This window comes from Allobosea sp. LjRoot9 (genome assembly GCF_964252745.1).
Lineage (GTDB): Bacteria > Pseudomonadota > Alphaproteobacteria > Rhizobiales > Beijerinckiaceae > Allobosea.
On record NZ_CAXUPC020000002.1, the window covers coordinates 716799 to 732105 of the forward strand.

Annotated in this window: 14 protein-coding genes; 7 read left to right on the forward strand and 7 right to left on the reverse strand. The window is 65.9% G+C overall.

Annotated features, from left to right (window positions below; genetic code table 11):
* Positions 1-191 precede the first annotated feature (191 nt).
* From ACSQ3P_RS12025 to ACSQ3P_RS12045, 5 genes are all read left to right on the forward strand, one after another.
* The gene (locus ACSQ3P_RS12025) at positions 192-506 is read left to right on the forward strand and encodes an NIPSNAP family protein (protein WP_436165790.1); all 315 of its coding nucleotides are present in this window, start codon (positions 192-194) and stop codon (positions 504-506) included.
* Positions 503-1330 (forward strand): alpha/beta fold hydrolase, encoded by an 828-nt coding sequence (locus ACSQ3P_RS12030; RefSeq protein WP_436165791.1) that lies wholly within the window; start codon positions 503-505, stop codon positions 1328-1330. Before ACSQ3P_RS12025 ends, ACSQ3P_RS12030 begins: the two co-directional genes overlap by 4 nt.
* A complete protein-coding gene (locus ACSQ3P_RS12035) occupies positions 1327-2133 on the forward strand; it encodes an aspartate dehydrogenase (protein ID WP_436165792.1) in 807 nt (268 codons plus the stop codon). Before ACSQ3P_RS12030 ends, ACSQ3P_RS12035 begins: the two co-directional genes overlap by 4 nt.
* A gap of 63 nt (positions 2134-2196) precedes the next feature.
* The gene (locus tag ACSQ3P_RS12040) at positions 2197-2955 is read left to right on the forward strand and encodes an SDR family oxidoreductase (protein ID WP_436165793.1); all 759 of its coding nucleotides are present in this window, start codon (positions 2197-2199) and stop codon (positions 2953-2955) included.
* Between the two features lie 54 nt (positions 2956-3009).
* Positions 3010-3780 carry an SDR family NAD(P)-dependent oxidoreductase gene (locus ACSQ3P_RS12045; protein WP_436165794.1) on the forward strand — a complete coding sequence of 257 codons (771 nt, stop codon included), beginning with the start codon at positions 3010-3012 and terminating at the stop codon, positions 3778-3780.
* Positions 3781-3787: 7 nt separating this feature from the next.
* Here ACSQ3P_RS12045 and ACSQ3P_RS12050 read toward each other — a convergent pair whose 3' ends face one another.
* The 7 genes from ACSQ3P_RS12050 to ACSQ3P_RS12080 all read right to left on the reverse strand — a co-directional run bounded on the left by ACSQ3P_RS12050 (position 3788) and on the right by ACSQ3P_RS12080 (position 11511).
* On the reverse strand, positions 3788-4594 hold the full coding sequence (locus ACSQ3P_RS12050) for a phosphate/phosphite/phosphonate ABC transporter substrate-binding protein (protein ID WP_436165795.1): 807 nt from the start codon (positions 4592-4594) through the stop codon (positions 3788-3790).
* A gap of 14 nt (positions 4595-4608) precedes the next feature.
* On the reverse strand, positions 4609-5610 hold the full coding sequence (locus ACSQ3P_RS12055; protein ID WP_436166244.1) for an ornithine cyclodeaminase family protein: 1002 nt from the start codon (positions 5608-5610) through the stop codon (positions 4609-4611).
* 161 nt (positions 5611-5771) lie between these two features.
* Positions 5772-6746, reverse strand: coding sequence for an oligopeptide/dipeptide ABC transporter ATP-binding protein (locus tag ACSQ3P_RS12060; RefSeq protein WP_436165796.1), 975 nt, complete (start codon positions 6744-6746; stop codon positions 5772-5774).
* Positions 6743-7741 carry an ABC transporter ATP-binding protein gene (locus tag ACSQ3P_RS12065; protein ID WP_436165797.1) on the reverse strand — a complete coding sequence of 333 codons (999 nt, stop codon included), beginning with the start codon at positions 7739-7741 and terminating at the stop codon, positions 6743-6745. The genes ACSQ3P_RS12060 and ACSQ3P_RS12065 overlap by 4 nt, the downstream gene beginning before the upstream one ends.
* 195 nt (positions 7742-7936) lie before the next feature.
* Positions 7937-8791 carry an ABC transporter permease gene (locus ACSQ3P_RS12070; RefSeq protein WP_436165798.1) on the reverse strand — a complete coding sequence of 285 codons (855 nt, stop codon included), beginning with the start codon at positions 8789-8791 and terminating at the stop codon, positions 7937-7939.
* Complete coding sequence (locus ACSQ3P_RS12075) at positions 8788-9762, reverse strand: ABC transporter permease (RefSeq protein WP_436165799.1); 975 nt, start codon at positions 9760-9762, stop codon at positions 8788-8790. The genes ACSQ3P_RS12070 and ACSQ3P_RS12075 overlap by 4 nt, the downstream gene beginning before the upstream one ends.
* 192 nt (positions 9763-9954) lie before the next feature.
* Positions 9955-11511 carry an ABC transporter substrate-binding protein gene (locus tag ACSQ3P_RS12080; RefSeq protein ID WP_436165800.1) on the reverse strand — a complete coding sequence of 519 codons (1557 nt, stop codon included), beginning with the start codon at positions 11509-11511 and terminating at the stop codon, positions 9955-9957.
* Between the two features lie 291 nt (positions 11512-11802).
* Here ACSQ3P_RS12080 and ACSQ3P_RS12085 point away from each other — a divergent pair, with 291 nt between their 5' ends.
* Both ACSQ3P_RS12085 and ACSQ3P_RS12090 read left to right on the forward strand, forming a co-directional pair.
* A complete protein-coding gene (locus ACSQ3P_RS12085; RefSeq protein ID WP_436165801.1) occupies positions 11803-13356 on the forward strand; it encodes an HAL/PAL/TAL family ammonia-lyase in 1554 nt (517 codons plus the stop codon).
* A gap of 442 nt (positions 13357-13798) precedes the next feature.
* A complete protein-coding gene (locus ACSQ3P_RS12090) occupies positions 13799-15304 on the forward strand; it encodes an ABC transporter substrate-binding protein (RefSeq protein WP_436166245.1) in 1506 nt (501 codons plus the stop codon).
* Positions 15305-15307 lie beyond the last annotated feature (3 nt).

Genomic DNA, 15307 nt, shown 5'->3' on the forward strand with positions numbered 1-15307 from the left:
CACAGGTGATCTGCATGGCCCGCGCCCCGGCCCCGTCTTTGCGTGCATGGCGGCGGCGAGCCAGCTAGGCCATGCTTAACGGGCATGACCGAAGCCGCAGTTGCGGCGAACGGCTCAGCGTGATGCAGCAGACGCATGAGCATGAGGGCGCAGATCCTCATGCCTGATGCGTGAGAAGGGAGGATCGCCCGATGATCTATGAAGAGCGCGACTATCGCATCAAGGCTGGCAAGCTTGGCGAGTTCGTCAAGATCTATGGCGAGCACGGCCTGCCGCTGCAGAAGGAGCATCTGGGCAATTTCATCGCCTATTTCACCACCGAGATCGGCGAACTGAACCATGTCGTCGCGCTCTGGAGCTATCAGAGTCTCGACGAGCGCACGGCCAAGCGCAAGACGATGCTGGCCGATGCGCGCTGGCAGGACTACCTCAAGCGCGTCGATGGGCTGATCGACATCCAGAACACGCGCATCCTCAACCCCGTTTCCTATTCGCCACTGCAATGAGCACCGCATCGCAATCCGGCGCGGCCGGACATTTCACCGCCGAAACTCCCGACGGCGCCGTACTGCACGCGACCAGTGAGGGCCAGGGCCCGACGCTGCTGCTCGTCAGCGGGCTGGGCGGTACAGCCGGCTTCTGGAAGAGCAATGCCACGACGCTGGCGCGCTCCTTCCGCGTCATCCGCTTCGACCAGCGCGGCATCGGCGCGAGCACGCGCGGCACCGCCGCCTGCACCATCGACCAATTGGCACAGGACTGCCTTGGCGTGCTCGATGCCGCCGGCGCCGATCGCGCTGTCCTGCTCGGCCATTCGACCGGCGGCTGCATCGGCCAGGCGCTGGGCCGGCTCGCGCCCGAACGGCTCGACGGGCTGATCCTGAGCGCGACCTGGCTCAAGCCCAGCCGCTATATGACCAGCCTGTTCGGCACCCGTCGCGCGATCCTCGACGAGAACCCGCACGCCTATGCCGCGACCGCTGCGCTGATGGCCTATCCGCCAGCCTGGATCGAGGCGAATTGGGGCACTTACGAGGCCGCCCTCGCCGCCGCCCCGGTGACGGCGCAGGCGCGGCAGGTCGTACGTGAGCGCATCGACGCGCTGATGTCCTTCGACGGCTCCGCCAGCACCGCCTCGCTGATGATGCCGATCCTGGTCCTGGGCGCGCGCGACGACATGATCGTGCCAGCCTTCCTGCAGGAGGAGCTGGCGGCAGCACTGCCTGGATCGCGCAAGACGATGCTCGACACGGGCGGGCATTTCTTCCCGGTCTCGCGACCCGACGCCTTCACCGCGAATGTCGCGGAATGGATCGGCGAGCTCTTATGAAGCCGCGCCGCCTCGTCCTGATCGGCTTCGGCGCGATCGCCGGCGATCTCGCTGCCGCGCTGCTCGACGCGCCGCAGCCGGGCAATGCGCTCGGTGTGCTGCTGAGGCCGGGATCGGCCTCGCGCCAGCGCCTGCCACAGAACTGCACGCCACTCTCGGACCTTACGGAGCTTGCAGCCTTCGCGCCCGACCTCGTCGTCGAGGCGGCAGGCCATGAGGCGGTGCGCGGCAGCGTTCCGGGATGTCTTGCGCTTGGCCTTCCCGTGCTGATCTCCTCGATCGGCGCCTTGCATGACGAGGCTTTGCTTGCGAGCCTCGTCGCCACGGCGCGCGAGCATGGCGGGCGCTTGCTGCTGCCCTCGGGCGCGCTCGGTGGGCTCGACTATGTCCGCGCGGTTCGGCATGCGAGCGAGCTGACGCTGCGCTATGAATCGCGCAAGCCTCCCGCCGCCTGGAGCGCGGAGCTCAAGGCGCTCGGCCATGATCCCGACAGGCTCGACGCCCCCGTGACCCTGTTCTCGGGCAATGCGCGCGAGGCAGCGGCCGCCTATCCGCAAAACCTCAATGTCGCGGCAGCGCTGGCGCTGGCAGGGCCGGGCTTCGAGGCGACCGGCGTCGATGTGGTCTGCGACCCCACTGCGACCGGCAACACCCATGTCGTGACCGCGCGCAGCGAATTCGGCACGATGCATCTTGCCATCGCCAACCGGCCCTCGCCGAGCAATCCGAAATCCTCCTGGATCGTCGGCCGCTCGCTGCTGGCGGCGATCGAGCAGTTCTTCGCGCCAGTGATGATGCTGTGACGGCCAGTCGCACCTGATATATAAATACGGCGCAATCCCGTGACGAGACGAAGGACGGACAGGATGAAGCTTGCTGGCAAGATCGCGATCATCACCGGGGGCGGTTCCGGCATCGGCCACGAGGCGGCGAAGCTCTTCGCTGCAGAGGGCGCGGTCGTGATCGTCGCCGACCGTGACGGGGCTGCTGCGGAACGCGTCGCGACCGAGATCAAGAGCAATTCCGGCAAGGCGACCGCACATACGATCGACGTCAGCAAGGAAGCCGAGATCAAGGCGATGATCGACAGGGTCGTCGCCGATCATGGCCGGCTCGACATCCTCGTCAACAATGCCGGCTTCGGTTTCGCCGGCACGGTCGTCACCACATCGGAAGCCGACTGGGACGCGCTGATGGCGGTGAACGTCAAGGGCGTGTTCTTCGGCTGCAAATACGCCATTCCCGTGATGGAGAAACAGGGCGGCGGCGTCATCGTCAACACGGCGTCTGCCGTCGCCAATGTCGGCATCACCGACCGCGCAGCCTATGTCGCCTCCAAGGGCGCGGTCGCCGCGCTGACGCGGGCGATGGCGATCGACCATGTCGCAGCGAAGATCCGGATCAACTGCGTCGCACCGGGCACGATCGAATCGCCCTATTTCGCCAAGATCCTGAGCGGACCCGACGGCGCCGAACTCCGACGCGGCCTAGAGCAGCGCCAGGCGATGGAGCGACTGGGACAGCCCGTCGAGATCGCCAGGGCGATGCTCTTTCTCGCCAGCGACGAGTCGTCGTTCTGCACGGGAACGACGCTGGTTGCCGACGGCGGTTGGACAGCGCGCTGATATATTATAAAGAGCGGCCCGCTCTCCAGACTCCGACCGACAGGATTTTCGCGCATGTACGGACTTGAAGGACGCAAGGCGATCGTCACCGGCGCCGCTCATGGCATCGGCCGGGCCATCGCTGCGCGGCTGCTTGCCGAGGGCTGCGATGTCGGCATTCTGGATTTTGATCTCACGGCCGCCGAGGCGACGGCTGAAAGCCTGCGCAAGGATGGCGGCAAGGTCGCGGTGGCGGCCGGCGACGTCTCGTCGAGCGCTCAGGTGGAGGCCGCCGTCGCGAAGCTGCGCGCGGCGCTCGGCTCCATCGACATCCTGGTCAACAATGCCGGCATCCTGAAGGTCGGCAAGCTGCTCGAGACCAGCGAAGCGGACTGGAAGGCGCATTTCTCGGTCAATGTCGACGGGCTGTTCCACATGACGCGCGCCGTCGCGCCCGAGATGATCGGGAACCGCAAGGGCGCAATCGTCAACATCGCCTCCTGGATGGGAAAATCGGGCGTAGCTTCGTACAGTGCCTATTGCGCCTCGAAATTCGCGATTGTCGGCATCACCCAGTCGCTCGCGACCGAACTCGGCGAGCACGGCGTGCGCGTCAACGCCGTCGGGCCGGGCCTGATTGTCGACACCAAGATGCGCGACGAATCCGAGATCAAGCGCAAGGCCGAGGGGCTGCCCGACGCCTATGAGCGCGCGCAGGCGATCCCCCTGCGGCGGCCGGGCCTTCCCGACGACATCGCCAAGGCCGTCGCCTTCCTGTCCTCAGACGAAGCAGACTACATCACGGGCGAAACGATCAGCATCACCGGCGGCCTCTGGAACGACTGAGCGCGCCCTATCCCGGCTCGCCATATCCGGATTCGTCGAGGGCTGCGGCCTGCACCAGCAAAGGCCTGTAGTCGTCAAGCTCGACGGCGGCAAAGCCGGTGAGGCACAATTCGGCGAGGACAGGCTTTGCCGCCGAGGCCGCGCCAAGCCCCAGCAACGCGCCGCGCAAAGCTGCAACAATCGCGGGATCGAGCCCGGCCGAAGCAGCCAGCAACGGCATCGGCGTCGGCTGCGTCGTCGCGACGACGCGCAGCCTTGCCGCTGTCCCCGGCTCGTGGCGCTTCAGCACATCGTGGAAATAGGAATCGAGCGGCCCGATATCGATGCGGTCGTCGAGCACGGCCTCGATCACCCGGCGCGGCGTCATCAGCTCGCCAACGCTTTCACGATAGAGCGATGCACCAGATTTGACATAGGGCAGCAGGTGTCGGCGCAGCGCCTGGAAGCCGGATTGCGAATGCCTCGCCGTCCAGCCGATGCGGCCACCAAACGAATCCTCCAACGTCCGGAGCGGGCCGTCGGCGCACACGATCAGATCGCTGGCGTAGAGAGGTTTTCCGGATGCGAGCGGGTTTGCGGGAATGGGCGCCGCGATCGGCTGCACGGAAAAGCCGCCACTGGCGAAGGGAAAGCCGCAGATGAAGGCGAGGCCGAGATCCTCGCGCCGCCAGAGCGCTTCGAGCGGCGCGGGCGCGGCATGCTCGATCACCGCAAGCGGCACGCCGGCCTTCTCCGAGACCAGTGCGAACAGTTTCGTCCAGGCAGCGCGAACACCGGCGTTGACCGCATACATCCGCGCATTGGCGACGAGCATCGGCCTGACCCCGTTCAGGCGAAGCGCAGGCGCTGGCCGATGCCCAGCCGCTTGCCCTTCTCCAGCATGGCGTGGCCGAGCGCGATATCCGACAGCGACAGGCCGCGATGCCAGAACAGGATGGTCTCGTCCTCGCTCTCGCGGCCAGTTTTCAACCCGGCGACGATCTGGCCCATCTCGGCATGCAGCGTCGCCTCCGAGAGCTTGCCGGCCTCGACATGGGCGCGCAGGCTACCGAACTTGCCGCCCTTGCACTGGCCCCAATCATCGACGACGAGCTTGCTCATGATGTCGGTCAGCGAGAACTCGACCGCGCTCATCGTGCCATAGGGCACGACGAAGGCGCCCTTCTTGATCCACTGCGTCTTCAGCATCGGGTCGGGCTGGTCGAGCCGCGAGGCTTCGACGACGATGTCGGCGCCCTCGACGCAGGAGCGCCAATCCGGCGTCGCGATGACGCGCTTGCCGAGATCGGCGGAGAGTTTCGCCGCAAAACCGTCGCGGCTCTCGGGCCGGCGCGAATGCACGCGGATCTCGTCGAAATCGAAGAGATGGTCGAGCAGGCGGACATTCCAATAGGCGGTACCACGTGCGCCGATATGGCCGAGCACCTTGGAGCCCTTGCGAGCGAGATATTTCGCGCCGATGGCAGTGACCGCACCGGTGCGCATATCGGTGATGCCCGACGCATCGAGGATCGCCTTGGGGCTGCCGTTGAAGCGGTCGAACAGGGTCAGCACCGCGAGTTCCGAAGGCAGGCCGATCTTGTAGTTCTCGACGAAATCGCCAACGACCTTGACGCCGGCTGCGTCGATCTCGCCGCCGAGCGCACCGCGCAGCACGTTGAAATGGCCGTTCGCGGCCCTGGGCTCGAGATGCATGCGCGGCTCGATCACCGCCTCGCCGCGCCCCTGCGTCGCCAGTGAGCCTTCGATCGCAGCCAGGATCTCGTCATCGGTGATGGCGAGCGCCTCGATGTCGAGGCGGTTCATATAGGTGATGTAGATCGGCGGCATGGCAGCGGGCGCGGACATGGCTCTTGCTCCTCGGGATCAGACCGTTCGACTAGAGCATTTTCGAGCGAAGTGGACACCGGTTCGCGTGAAGAAAATGCGATAAAACAAGGAGGTAGAGTCGGATGATTTCAGATGGAATCACTAGGTGAGCCCATCTGAAATCATCCGGCTCCGGCAGCTTCGGTCAGTGGGAAATGGCAACGCACGCGGCGGCCGGAGCCCAGCTCGCGCAGCTCCGGCATCTCGATCTTGCAGCGCTCCGCGACCTGCGGGCAGCGCGTATGGAAGCGGCAGCCGGAAGGCGGATTGATCGGGCTCGGGATCTCGCCCTTCAGGATGATGCGCTCGCGGCGCCTGGCCGGATCGACGGAGGGGTTGGTCGAGAGCAGCGCTGCCGCATAGGGGTGGGCCGGGGCCTCGAACAGCGCCCTGGTCGGCGCTTCCTCTACGATCTGGCCGAGATACATCACGATCGTCCGGCCGGTCAGCCGGCGCACGACATTGAGGTTGTGGCTGACGACGAGATAGGTCAGCGCGAACTCCTCATGCAGGTCGCGCATCAGATTGAGCAGATCGCCCTGCACGGAGACGTCGAGACCAGCGGTCGGTTCGTCGGCGACGATGATCTGCGGCTCCAGCACCAAAGCGCGCAGGATCGCGACGCGGCGCGCCTGTCCGCCCGAGACCTGATGCGGAAATTTGTCGAGTGTCGCCTCGGGCAAGCCGAGGCGCTTGAGGATGCGCAGCAAGCGGGCGCGGCCCTCGACCATCGGCAATCCGTGGATCTTCAACGGCTCCTCGGCCAGCGCCCGGATGCGCATGCGCGGCGAGAGCGAGGCGACCGCCTCCTGCTTGAGCATCTGCGCCTGCCGGCGGAAGCCGAGCGGATCGCGCGCGAGCCGCGCCGCCAGCGGCTCCCCGGCGATCGTTACGCGGCCGGATGAGGCGGGCAGCAGCCCCATCAGCACGCGGCAGAGCGTGGTCTTGCCCGAGCCGGATTCCCCGACGAGGCCGACGATCTCGCCGCGGTCGATCGCGAAGGAGACGCCGTCGAGCGCCCGCACCTTGCCGTCATAGACGAGCGAGACATCGTCGAAGGCGATCAATGGCGCGCGCTCAGCCACTGGTGCGCTCATGGCAGCACCTCGTATGGCAACACCTCGGCCGAGCGAATGCAGGCCGCCTGCCGGCCCTGTCCCATGGCCGCAAGCGGTGGGTGCCGCTCCAGGCAGATATCGACGGTGTGGGCGCAGCGGCTGGCGAAGATGCATTGCGTCAATTCGCTCAGCGGATTGGGCACCTCGCCGGGAATCGTCGCAAGCCGGCCCTCGTCGCCATCCTCGATCTCGCAGTCGAGCAGCGCGCGGGTATAGGGATGGCGCGGAGCCCGCAGCACCTCGGCGACCGGGCCGGTCTCGACGATCGCGCCGCCATACATCACGCAGAGATCGTCGCAGAGCTCGGCGACGAGCCCGAGATGATGCGAGATGAAGACGATCGAGCCGGAAAAATCCTGCCTGAGCCGGTCGAACAGCGCGACGATCTGGGCTTCGACCGTGGCGTCGAGCGCCGTCGTCGGCTCATCCGCAAGCAGCAGGTCGGGCTCGACCGAGAGCGCCATGGCGATCATCACGCGCTGGCGCATGCCGCCCGATAATTGGTGCGGATAGGCCTTCAGGCGCAGATGCGGATCGGCGATGCCGACCTTGACCAGCATGACTTCGCTGCGAGCAAGCGCCTCGCGCCGCGACAGTTCGGGAAAGCGCCGCCGCAGCACATCGACCATATGGGTGCCGACAGTGAAAAGCGGGTTCAGCGCCGTCATCGGATCCTGGAAGATCATGGCGATGCGCACACCGCGCCAGGCCTGCATCTCATTGGCCGGGAGCGCGAGCAGATCGGTACCGTCGAAGCGGATCTCGCCGTCGAGCCGGCTGACATTGCTCGGGAGCAAGCGCAGCAAGGCGGAGGCGAGCGTCGATTTGCCGGAGCCGGATTCGCCGACGACGCCGAGAATGCGGCCGCGCCCGATCTCGAGGTCGAGCCCGCGCAGGATATGAGCCGGGCCGCGCTCGGTCATGGCGTCGAGCGTCAGCTTGCGGATGCTGACGAGGGGAGATGCGTCAATCATGTCGCCCCCCTCTGTCATTTCGAGGCTTCGCCCTCGGGTCCGACCTTTGGTCGGCCCAAGGATAAACTCCGCGAAGAACCCGGAACCCACGACCGGGTGACACGGTTCGGCAACCGAAAAACGCTCGCCCGGTCGTGGGTTCCGGGTTCGGTCCGATGGACCGCCCCAGAATGACTGTGGTGGTGCCCGCCATCGCTAGCGCTCCCCGTCGAGGCGCGGATCGACCGCGTCGCGAAGCGCCTCGCCGAAGAGCGTGAAGCCGAGCGTGGCAAGAGCGAGCGCGCTGCTGGCGATCACCACGGGGAGCTTGGAATCGGAGAGATAGGCATAGCCGTCATAGATCAGCGTGCCCCAGCTCGCGAGCGGCGGCCTGACGCCGAGCCCGATGAAGGACAGCCCGGCCTCGATGGTGATGACCACGGGAATATCGATCGAGGCGAGCACGACGAGCGGCCCGGCGATATTGGGCAGGATATGCGAGAAGACGATGCGCCAGGAGGATGCGCCGAGCAGCCGCTCGGCCTCGATATAGGGCGCATTGCGCACGGTCAGCACCTGGGCGCGGGCGACACGGCCGAAATGCGGGATCAGCGTGACCGCGACGATGATCACCACGAGCATGGTCGAGGGGCCGAAAACCGCGACGACCGCCAGCGCCAGCACGAGGCTGGGGAAGGACGAGATCACGTCGAACAGGATCAGGATGAGCCGCTCGGACCGCGCCGGCAGCGAGGCCGCGAGGATGCCGAGCAGCGTGCCGGCGATGAGCGCCGTCGAGATCGCGGTCAACGCCACCGCCATCGCGACGCTCGCGCCATGGACGAGGCGGCTATAGAGATCGCGCCCGAGATGGTCGGTACCGAGCCAGTGCTGGGCGGTGGGGCCGGAGAAGCGGTTCAGCACATCCAGCGCATCGGGATCATGCGTCGCCACCAGCGGCGCAAACACGGCCGACAGCACCACGACCGCGACGATAACGAGCCCGACCGCGCCGCCGAGATGCGAACCGATGCGTCGGACGGTGCCGGCTGTCACTGCCAGCGCATTCATTGCCCGGCCGCCTGCTGAGCGCCATCGCGGCGGATGCGCGGATCGATCGCGGAATAGCTGAGATCGACGAGGAGGTTGGTGACGACGAAGATCAGCACCACGACCAGCACGGCACCCTGCAGGACAGGGAAATTGCGGGTCGCGATCGCATCGAAAATCAGGCGGCCGAGGCCCGGTCGCGCGAAGACGATCTCGACCAGCACCGCCCCGCCGAGCAAGCGGCCGATGCCCATGCCGAGCACGGCGATGGTCGGGATGCAGGCGTTCTTGAGCGCGTATTTATAGGTCACCATCCGGCTCGGCAGGCCGTAGGCGCGCGCGGTGCGGATATAGTTCTCGCCCATCACCTCCAGCATGGAACTGCGCATGAGGCGCGCGATGAAGCCGATCCAGCCGACGCTCAGCGCTGTCGTCGGCAGGATCAGGCGCTTGGCCTGGTCGAGCCAATCGCCGGGCTGACCGGCGCCGAGCACGGGCAGCCAGTCGAGCCAGATCGAGAAGATCAGCAGCAGGAAGATCGCGATGACGAAGGAGGGGATCGCGATGAAGGCGACGCTGATGAACGCCAGCGCATGATCGAGCGCCGAACCGCGATGCGTCGCGGCATAACAGCCGAGCGGTACGCCGATCACGACCGCGAGCCCGATCGAGGCGAAAGTCAGAATGAAGGTGTAGGGGATCACCGCGCCGACGATACCCGTGACCGGCCGCCCGGAGAGCACGTCGGTGCCGAGATTGCCGGTCAGGACATGGCCGAGAAAGGTCGGCAGGCGGCGATACCAGGGCTGGTCGAGCCCCATCTCGACGATGAAGCGCCGCGCATATTCAGGTGTGGCCTGCGGACCGAGCAGGGCGGTTGCCGGATCGCCCGGCACGATCGCCGAGAGCGTGAACAGCAGCAGCATCGCGCCAAGCACGATCAGCAGCGTCGTGACGAGACGGCTCACGAGGTAGCGCGCGGTGTCGCTCATTCCTGGACCTGCCGCGGATGACTCCGCGTCTCATCAAAAAGCGCACCGTCATCCTGGGCGGCTGAAAGCCGTCCCGGGATCCATCGGAGGGCTCGGCGGTCTAGGATGGATCCCGGGACGGCTTTCAGCCGCCCAGGATGACGAAGAGGCTGCCTTGAAGCGCCGATCATCGCCGAGTAACCGGCCAACCGCTCAAACGCTCGTGAAGCGGTCGAGCTGCCAGTCGAGCGCGCCAGGCAGATAGGCCGGCTTCACCGAGGCGCGGCGCACCGCGAAGGCGACGTCGTTGGTCAGCCAGACGAAGGCAGCGGACTTGTCCATTTCCTGCTGCGCCTTGATGACGATCGCGGCGCGCTTGGCCGGATCGGATTCGACGATCGCCTCCTGATAGAGCCTGTCGAATTCCGGGCTGTTGAAGCGCTGCCAGTTCCAGGTGCCGATCTGGCTGGAGACGAACCACTGCATCAGGAAGTTGGGGTCGAGCTTGCCGTTGAAGCGCATCATGAACAGATCGAGATTCTTGCCGGCCTCGCCCTTGCCGGCGTCCCAATAGGTGCCGCCTTCCTGGACATCGAGCTCGGCGGTGATGCCGACCTCCTTCAGCAGCGCCTGCGCCACCAGCGCCATGGTCTGGTAGGCTGGTTGGTTCAGGATGGTGATGCGGGTCTTGATCGCGGTCTGGCCGGCTTCCGCCAGGAGCTTCTTGGCTTCAGTGACATTGCGCTTATAGACCGGCGCCTCCGTCCAGGCGCCGAGGATCGGCTGCATGACCAGCGTGTTCAGTCGCGGCGCCTTGCCGTTGAAGCCGGCGAGCAGCATCTGGTCGACATCGAGCGCGAGCCTGACCGCCTGGCGCACGCGCAGATCGGTGAAGGGCGCCTTCTCCATATTGATGCCGAGCCAGACATAGGCCAGCCCCGGCGACTGATCGACGACGATGCCTTGCGCCGAGCGCATCGGCTCGGCAATGGCCGGTGGCAGCACTGCGAAATCGAGCTCGCCCGAGCGCAGCGCCAGTTCCGCCGTCTTCGGATCCTGGATGAAGTTGACCTTGATCTCCTCGAAGGTCGGCTTTGCGCCCGAATAGGTCGGATTGCGCTTCAGCACGGCACCGCGCTGCTTCTCGACCGAGACGACCTGATAGGGCCCCGAGCCGACCGGCTTGGTGTTGTGCTCGACGCCGCGCGCCATCACCGCCTTCTTCGAGACGATGCAGCCCGAAGCGTCGGCGATCGCGATGGCGAGCAGGCCGGCATTGGGCTGCGAGAGGTTGATCTTGCCGGTATATGTACCGGTGACCTCGACGCCGGTCAGGCCGGTCCAGTCGCCCTTATAGGGCGAGATCTTGCCGTCGACGGGCGCAACGGCGAAGCGCTCGAAGGAGAATTTCACATCCTCGGCGGTCATCTCGCCGAAGCCGTCGGTGAACATCTGCCCGGGCTTGAGCGTGAACTCGATCAGGGTCGGGCTGACCTGCTTCAGCTCGGCTGCGGCATCGAGCTCCGTCTCGACCGAGCCGTCCTTCTGCTTGATCAGGCGCTGATAGACGCAACGGATGACATTGGCGTCATGCGGGCCGCCACGGAAGGCGGGATCGAGCACGGTGATGTCGCGCTCGATGCGCACCGCGATGCTGGTCTTGGCCTGCGCCTGGGCCGGCATCGCGCCGAGCAGAGGGCTCGCAGTGGCGGCGACCGAGCCCGCCACGAAGGCGCGCCGGGAAACGCTGAGCTCCAGATCGTTCTGCATGATCGCTCTCCTCTGTCCATCGATCTTCCGACGGCGTCCGTCGGCAAACGAACGAGCGGCCGGGAAGATCCCCCTTGCCGCCATCGTCCGCCGGATCGAGGGGTGAGGTAAAGGGCTGCGCTGCCAGTTCTGTCAGCAATCGCAACGGCAATGCTCACATCTTCGCGCCTTTTGTGGATGGGAGGGCTGTTGCGCGGCTGTCGAGGCTGCGGCTACCGTTCCAGCTGAAGCGCCGCCGGCGCCGCATGCCACCGCCTGCACATCGCAAGGCATCGACGGAGATCCTTCAGCGTGAGCGAATTCCTTCTGGGCGCCGCGCCGGTCGGGCTCGGCTTCGTCATGGCCGCCAGCCGCCCCGGCACGACGGTCGCGCTGGCGCCTGACGCGCGCGACAAGGTGGTCGCGGCGCGCAAGGTGGTGGAGCGCTATGCGCAAGGCGATGCGCCGATCTACGGGCTCAACACCGGGTTGGGTGGCAACGTCGCCTTCCGCCTGGACAAGGCTCAGATCGAGGCGTTCCAGGTCCAGATGGTGCGCGGGCGCTGCATCGGCATGGGCGAGCCTTTTCCCGAGGCGACGGCGCGCGCCATGTGGCTGTGCCGCTTGATCGGCCTCGCCCAGGGCGGCTCGGGCATCTCCCCGCCGGTGCTCGACACGATGGTGGCGATGTTCAATGCCGGGTTGACGCCGGTCATTCCCGGGCGCGGCTCGATCGGCGCCGGCGATCTCGGGCTCTGCGCCCATCTCGGCGCGGCGGTGATCGGGCGCGGCGAGATCTTCGTGAAGGGTGAAAAGCGCGCCGCCATGGAGGCGTTCACCTCGGCCGGGCTGCAGCCGGCGACGCTCGCCGCCAAGGACGGGCTCGCGATCCTGAATGCGAGCGCGGTGAGCTGCGGCCACGCCGCCAAGGTGCTGGCCGAGCTCTCCGACATCCTGCTCGCCTCCGTCGCGATCGCAGGGCTGACAGATGAGGGTTATGCGGCCAATCCGCAGATCTTCGACGCCAGGCTCGCAGCCGCCCGGCCGGCCGGTGGCCAGGAGCGGGCGGCGGCGATGTTCCGCGCGGTTCTCGCGGGCAGCTATCTCCATGACGAAGGCGCGGCCCGCTCGATCCAGGACGCGCTCTCCTTCCGCGTGCTCGCGCAGATCTACGGGCCAGCGCTGACGAGCTTCGAGACGGCGGTCGAGAGCGTCGAAACCGAAATCAATGCGGCGGCCGACAACCCGCTGGTCATGACCGATGACGATTTGATCCTGTCCACGGCGAATTTCCATACGCCGGCGATCGCGCTGGCTTTCGACATGATGGCGATCGTCAACACGCATCTGGCGACGGCCAGCGCCTACCGCACCATCAAGATGATGAACCACCATCTTTCCGGCCTGCCAAAATATCTCTCGCCGGTCGGCGGTGCCTCGAACGGCTACAACTCGCTGCAGAAGACCGCCTCCTATCTGCATGGCGAGATCCGCCTCAAGGCAGCACCTGCGAGCTGCGATGCGCTGCCGGTCTCGGAGAGCGTCGAAGACCATGCGCCGCAGACGGCATTGACGATCCGCAAGCTGGAAGAACAGCTCGTGCCCCTGCGCATGCTGTTTGCGATCGAGGCCGTAGTCGCGGCCCAGGCCGTCGATATCGGCAAGCGGCCCCGGCTCGCCCCCGCCACCAGGGCACTCTACGAGGCGATCCGCGAGAGCGTGCCGATGCTGGTCGAGGATCGCGAGACAGGCTCCGATGCGATGAAGGCGCTGGCGGTGATTGCGCAGCCGAGCTTCGTCGCCGCTCTGCGCAGGGCAATGCCGGCGGATGCGGCGGGTGCCTTCGCATTGTCGCGGAAAGGCTGACGGCGGACGCCTTGCGGCATCGTTCCTGCTTTCCTGCCTGCATTGCGGCAGAAATGGACAGGGACGACAGAACCTGCATCGCAGCGGGCAGAAATCCGTCGCGACTGCCTACAAAGGCCGCTCGGGCGGCTATCGCTGGCATAGGCAGAGGCTATTGGACGATCGCCGCGCTGCCTCGTTATCGTTCTCTTGCGAGCTGGGCCGTGGAGGCAAAGCCGCGGAGGCCGTTTGGGGGCGTTCTCATGTCCGATGCCGGCAGCGGCTCCGGCCCTGTGCGGCACGACCAAGCTATGATCTAGTTCGAGGCGGGGCGGATCGCGAAAAAAGATGCGACCGACGATTAAGACAGTCGAGGCAGTGGGAGACAATGATGACGAGTTCAGCATTCCGCCGGCATCTCGCCGTGACGACCGCGCTTGCAGCCTTCGCGCTGGCGCCGTCCATGGCGTCGGCGCAGACGCCCAAGAAGGGCGGCAGCATCCACGTCGTGGTGCAGCCGGAGCCGCCGATGCTGATGCAGGGGCTGAACCAGAACGGCCCGACCAACATGGTCGCGGGCAACATCTACGAATCGCTGCTGCGCTATGACGAGAAGCTCCAGCCGCAGCCTTCGCTCGCCAAGAGCTGGGAGATCTCGCCCGATTCCAAGGTTTATACGTTCAAGCTCCAGGACGGCGTAACCTGGCATGACGGCAAGCCCTTCACCGCCGACGATGTGGTGTTCTCGCTCGACAAGTTCCTGCGCGAGGTGCATCCGCGCTGGCGCCCGATCGCCAACGGCCAGGTCGAGAAGATCGAGAAGATCGACGACCTCACCGTCAAGATCACGCTGAAGCAGCCCTTCGGCCCGCTGATCCTGTCGCAGGAGGTCGGCGGCGCGCCGATGATCCCCAAGCACATCTATGACGGCACGGATTACCGCGCCAACCCTGCCAACAACACGCCGATCGGCACCGGGCCGTTCAAGTTCAAGGAGTGGAAGAAGGGCTCCTATATCCACCTCGTCAAGAACGAGAACTACTGGCAGAAGGGCAAACCGAACCTCGACGAGATCTATTGGCAGATCATCCCCGACGCGGCTGCCCGCGCCGTCGCCTATGAGACCGGCAAGATCGACGTGCTGACCGGCGGCTCTGTCGATGTCTACGACGTCGCCCGCCTCTCCAAGCTGCCCAATAGCTGCGTCACCACCAAGGGCTGGGAGATGTTCGCGCCTCATGCCTGGCTGACGCCCAACATCGCCAAGGGCGGCCCGCTCGCCAACAAGCAGTTCCGCCAGGGCATGATGTTCGCGATCGACCGCGAATTCGGCAAGGACGTGGTCTGGGGCGGGCTCGGCAAGCTGCCGACCGGACCGATCTCGTCGAAGACCAAGTTCTACTCGGCCGACGTGCCCAAATATGCCTACGACGTCGCCAAGGCGAAGGAGCTGATCAAGGCCTCGGGCTACAAGGGCGAGCCGATCAAGCTGCTCGCCCTGCCCTATGGCGAGGTCTGGAGCCGCTGGGCCGAGGCGATCAAGCAGAACCTCACCGATGCCGGGGTCAACGTCTCGATCGAGACCACCGATGTGCCGGGCTGGACCCAGAAGGCCAGCAACGGCGATTTCGACATGACCTTCAACTATCTCTACCAGCTCGGCGATCCGGCGACGGGCGTGGCGCGCAACTACATCTCGACCAACATCGTCAAGGGCAATCCCTTCGGCAACCAGGGCGCCTATGTGAACCCGGAGGTCGACAAGCTTTTCGCCGACGCGGCGATCGCGCCCTCGGACAGCGCTCGACAGGACCTTTACACGAAAGTGCAGAAGATCCTCGCCGACGACGTGCCCGTGCTCTGGCAGCTCGAGATGGATTTCCCGACGATCTATCGTTGCAACGTCAAGAACCTCGTCAACAGCGCGGTCGGCGTGAATGACGGCTTCCGGGATGCGTGGAAGGAGTGACAC

What these genes read in the sequence shown, in the direction of transcription:
- ACSQ3P_RS12025 (WP_436165790.1), top strand. Translation starts at nt 192, where the DNA reads ATGATCTATGAAGAGCGCGACTATCGCATCAAGGCTGGCAAGCTTGGC.
- ACSQ3P_RS12030 (WP_436165791.1), top strand. Translation starts at nt 503, where the DNA reads ATGAGCACCGCATCGCAATCCGGCGCGGCCGGACATTTCACCGCCGAA.
- ACSQ3P_RS12035 (WP_436165792.1), top strand. Translation starts at nt 1,327, where the DNA reads ATGAAGCCGCGCCGCCTCGTCCTGATCGGCTTCGGCGCGATCGCCGGC.
- ACSQ3P_RS12040 (WP_436165793.1), top strand. Translation starts at nt 2,197, where the DNA reads ATGAAGCTTGCTGGCAAGATCGCGATCATCACCGGGGGCGGTTCCGGC.
- ACSQ3P_RS12045 (WP_436165794.1), top strand. Translation starts at nt 3,010, where the DNA reads ATGTACGGACTTGAAGGACGCAAGGCGATCGTCACCGGCGCCGCTCAT.
- ACSQ3P_RS12050 (WP_436165795.1), bottom strand. Translation starts at nt 4,594, where the DNA reads ATGCTCGTCGCCAATGCGCGGATGTATGCGGTCAACGCCGGTGTTCGC.
- ACSQ3P_RS12055 (WP_436166244.1), bottom strand. Translation starts at nt 5,610, where the DNA reads ATGCCGCCGATCTACATCACCTATATGAACCGCCTCGACATCGAGGCG.
- ACSQ3P_RS12060 (WP_436165796.1), bottom strand. Translation starts at nt 6,746, where the DNA reads ATGAGCGCACCAGTGGCTGAGCGCGCGCCATTGATCGCCTTCGACGAT.
- ACSQ3P_RS12065 (WP_436165797.1), bottom strand. Translation starts at nt 7,741, where the DNA reads ATGATTGACGCATCTCCCCTCGTCAGCATCCGCAAGCTGACGCTCGAC.
- ACSQ3P_RS12070 (WP_436165798.1), bottom strand. Translation starts at nt 8,791, where the DNA reads ATGAATGCGCTGGCAGTGACAGCCGGCACCGTCCGACGCATCGGTTCG.
- ACSQ3P_RS12075 (WP_436165799.1), bottom strand. Translation starts at nt 9,762, where the DNA reads ATGAGCGACACCGCGCGCTACCTCGTGAGCCGTCTCGTCACGACGCTG.
- ACSQ3P_RS12080 (WP_436165800.1), bottom strand. Translation starts at nt 11,511, where the DNA reads ATGCAGAACGATCTGGAGCTCAGCGTTTCCCGGCGCGCCTTCGTGGCG.
- ACSQ3P_RS12090 (WP_436166245.1), top strand. Translation starts at nt 13,799, where the DNA reads ATGGCGTCGGCGCAGACGCCCAAGAAGGGCGGCAGCATCCACGTCGTG.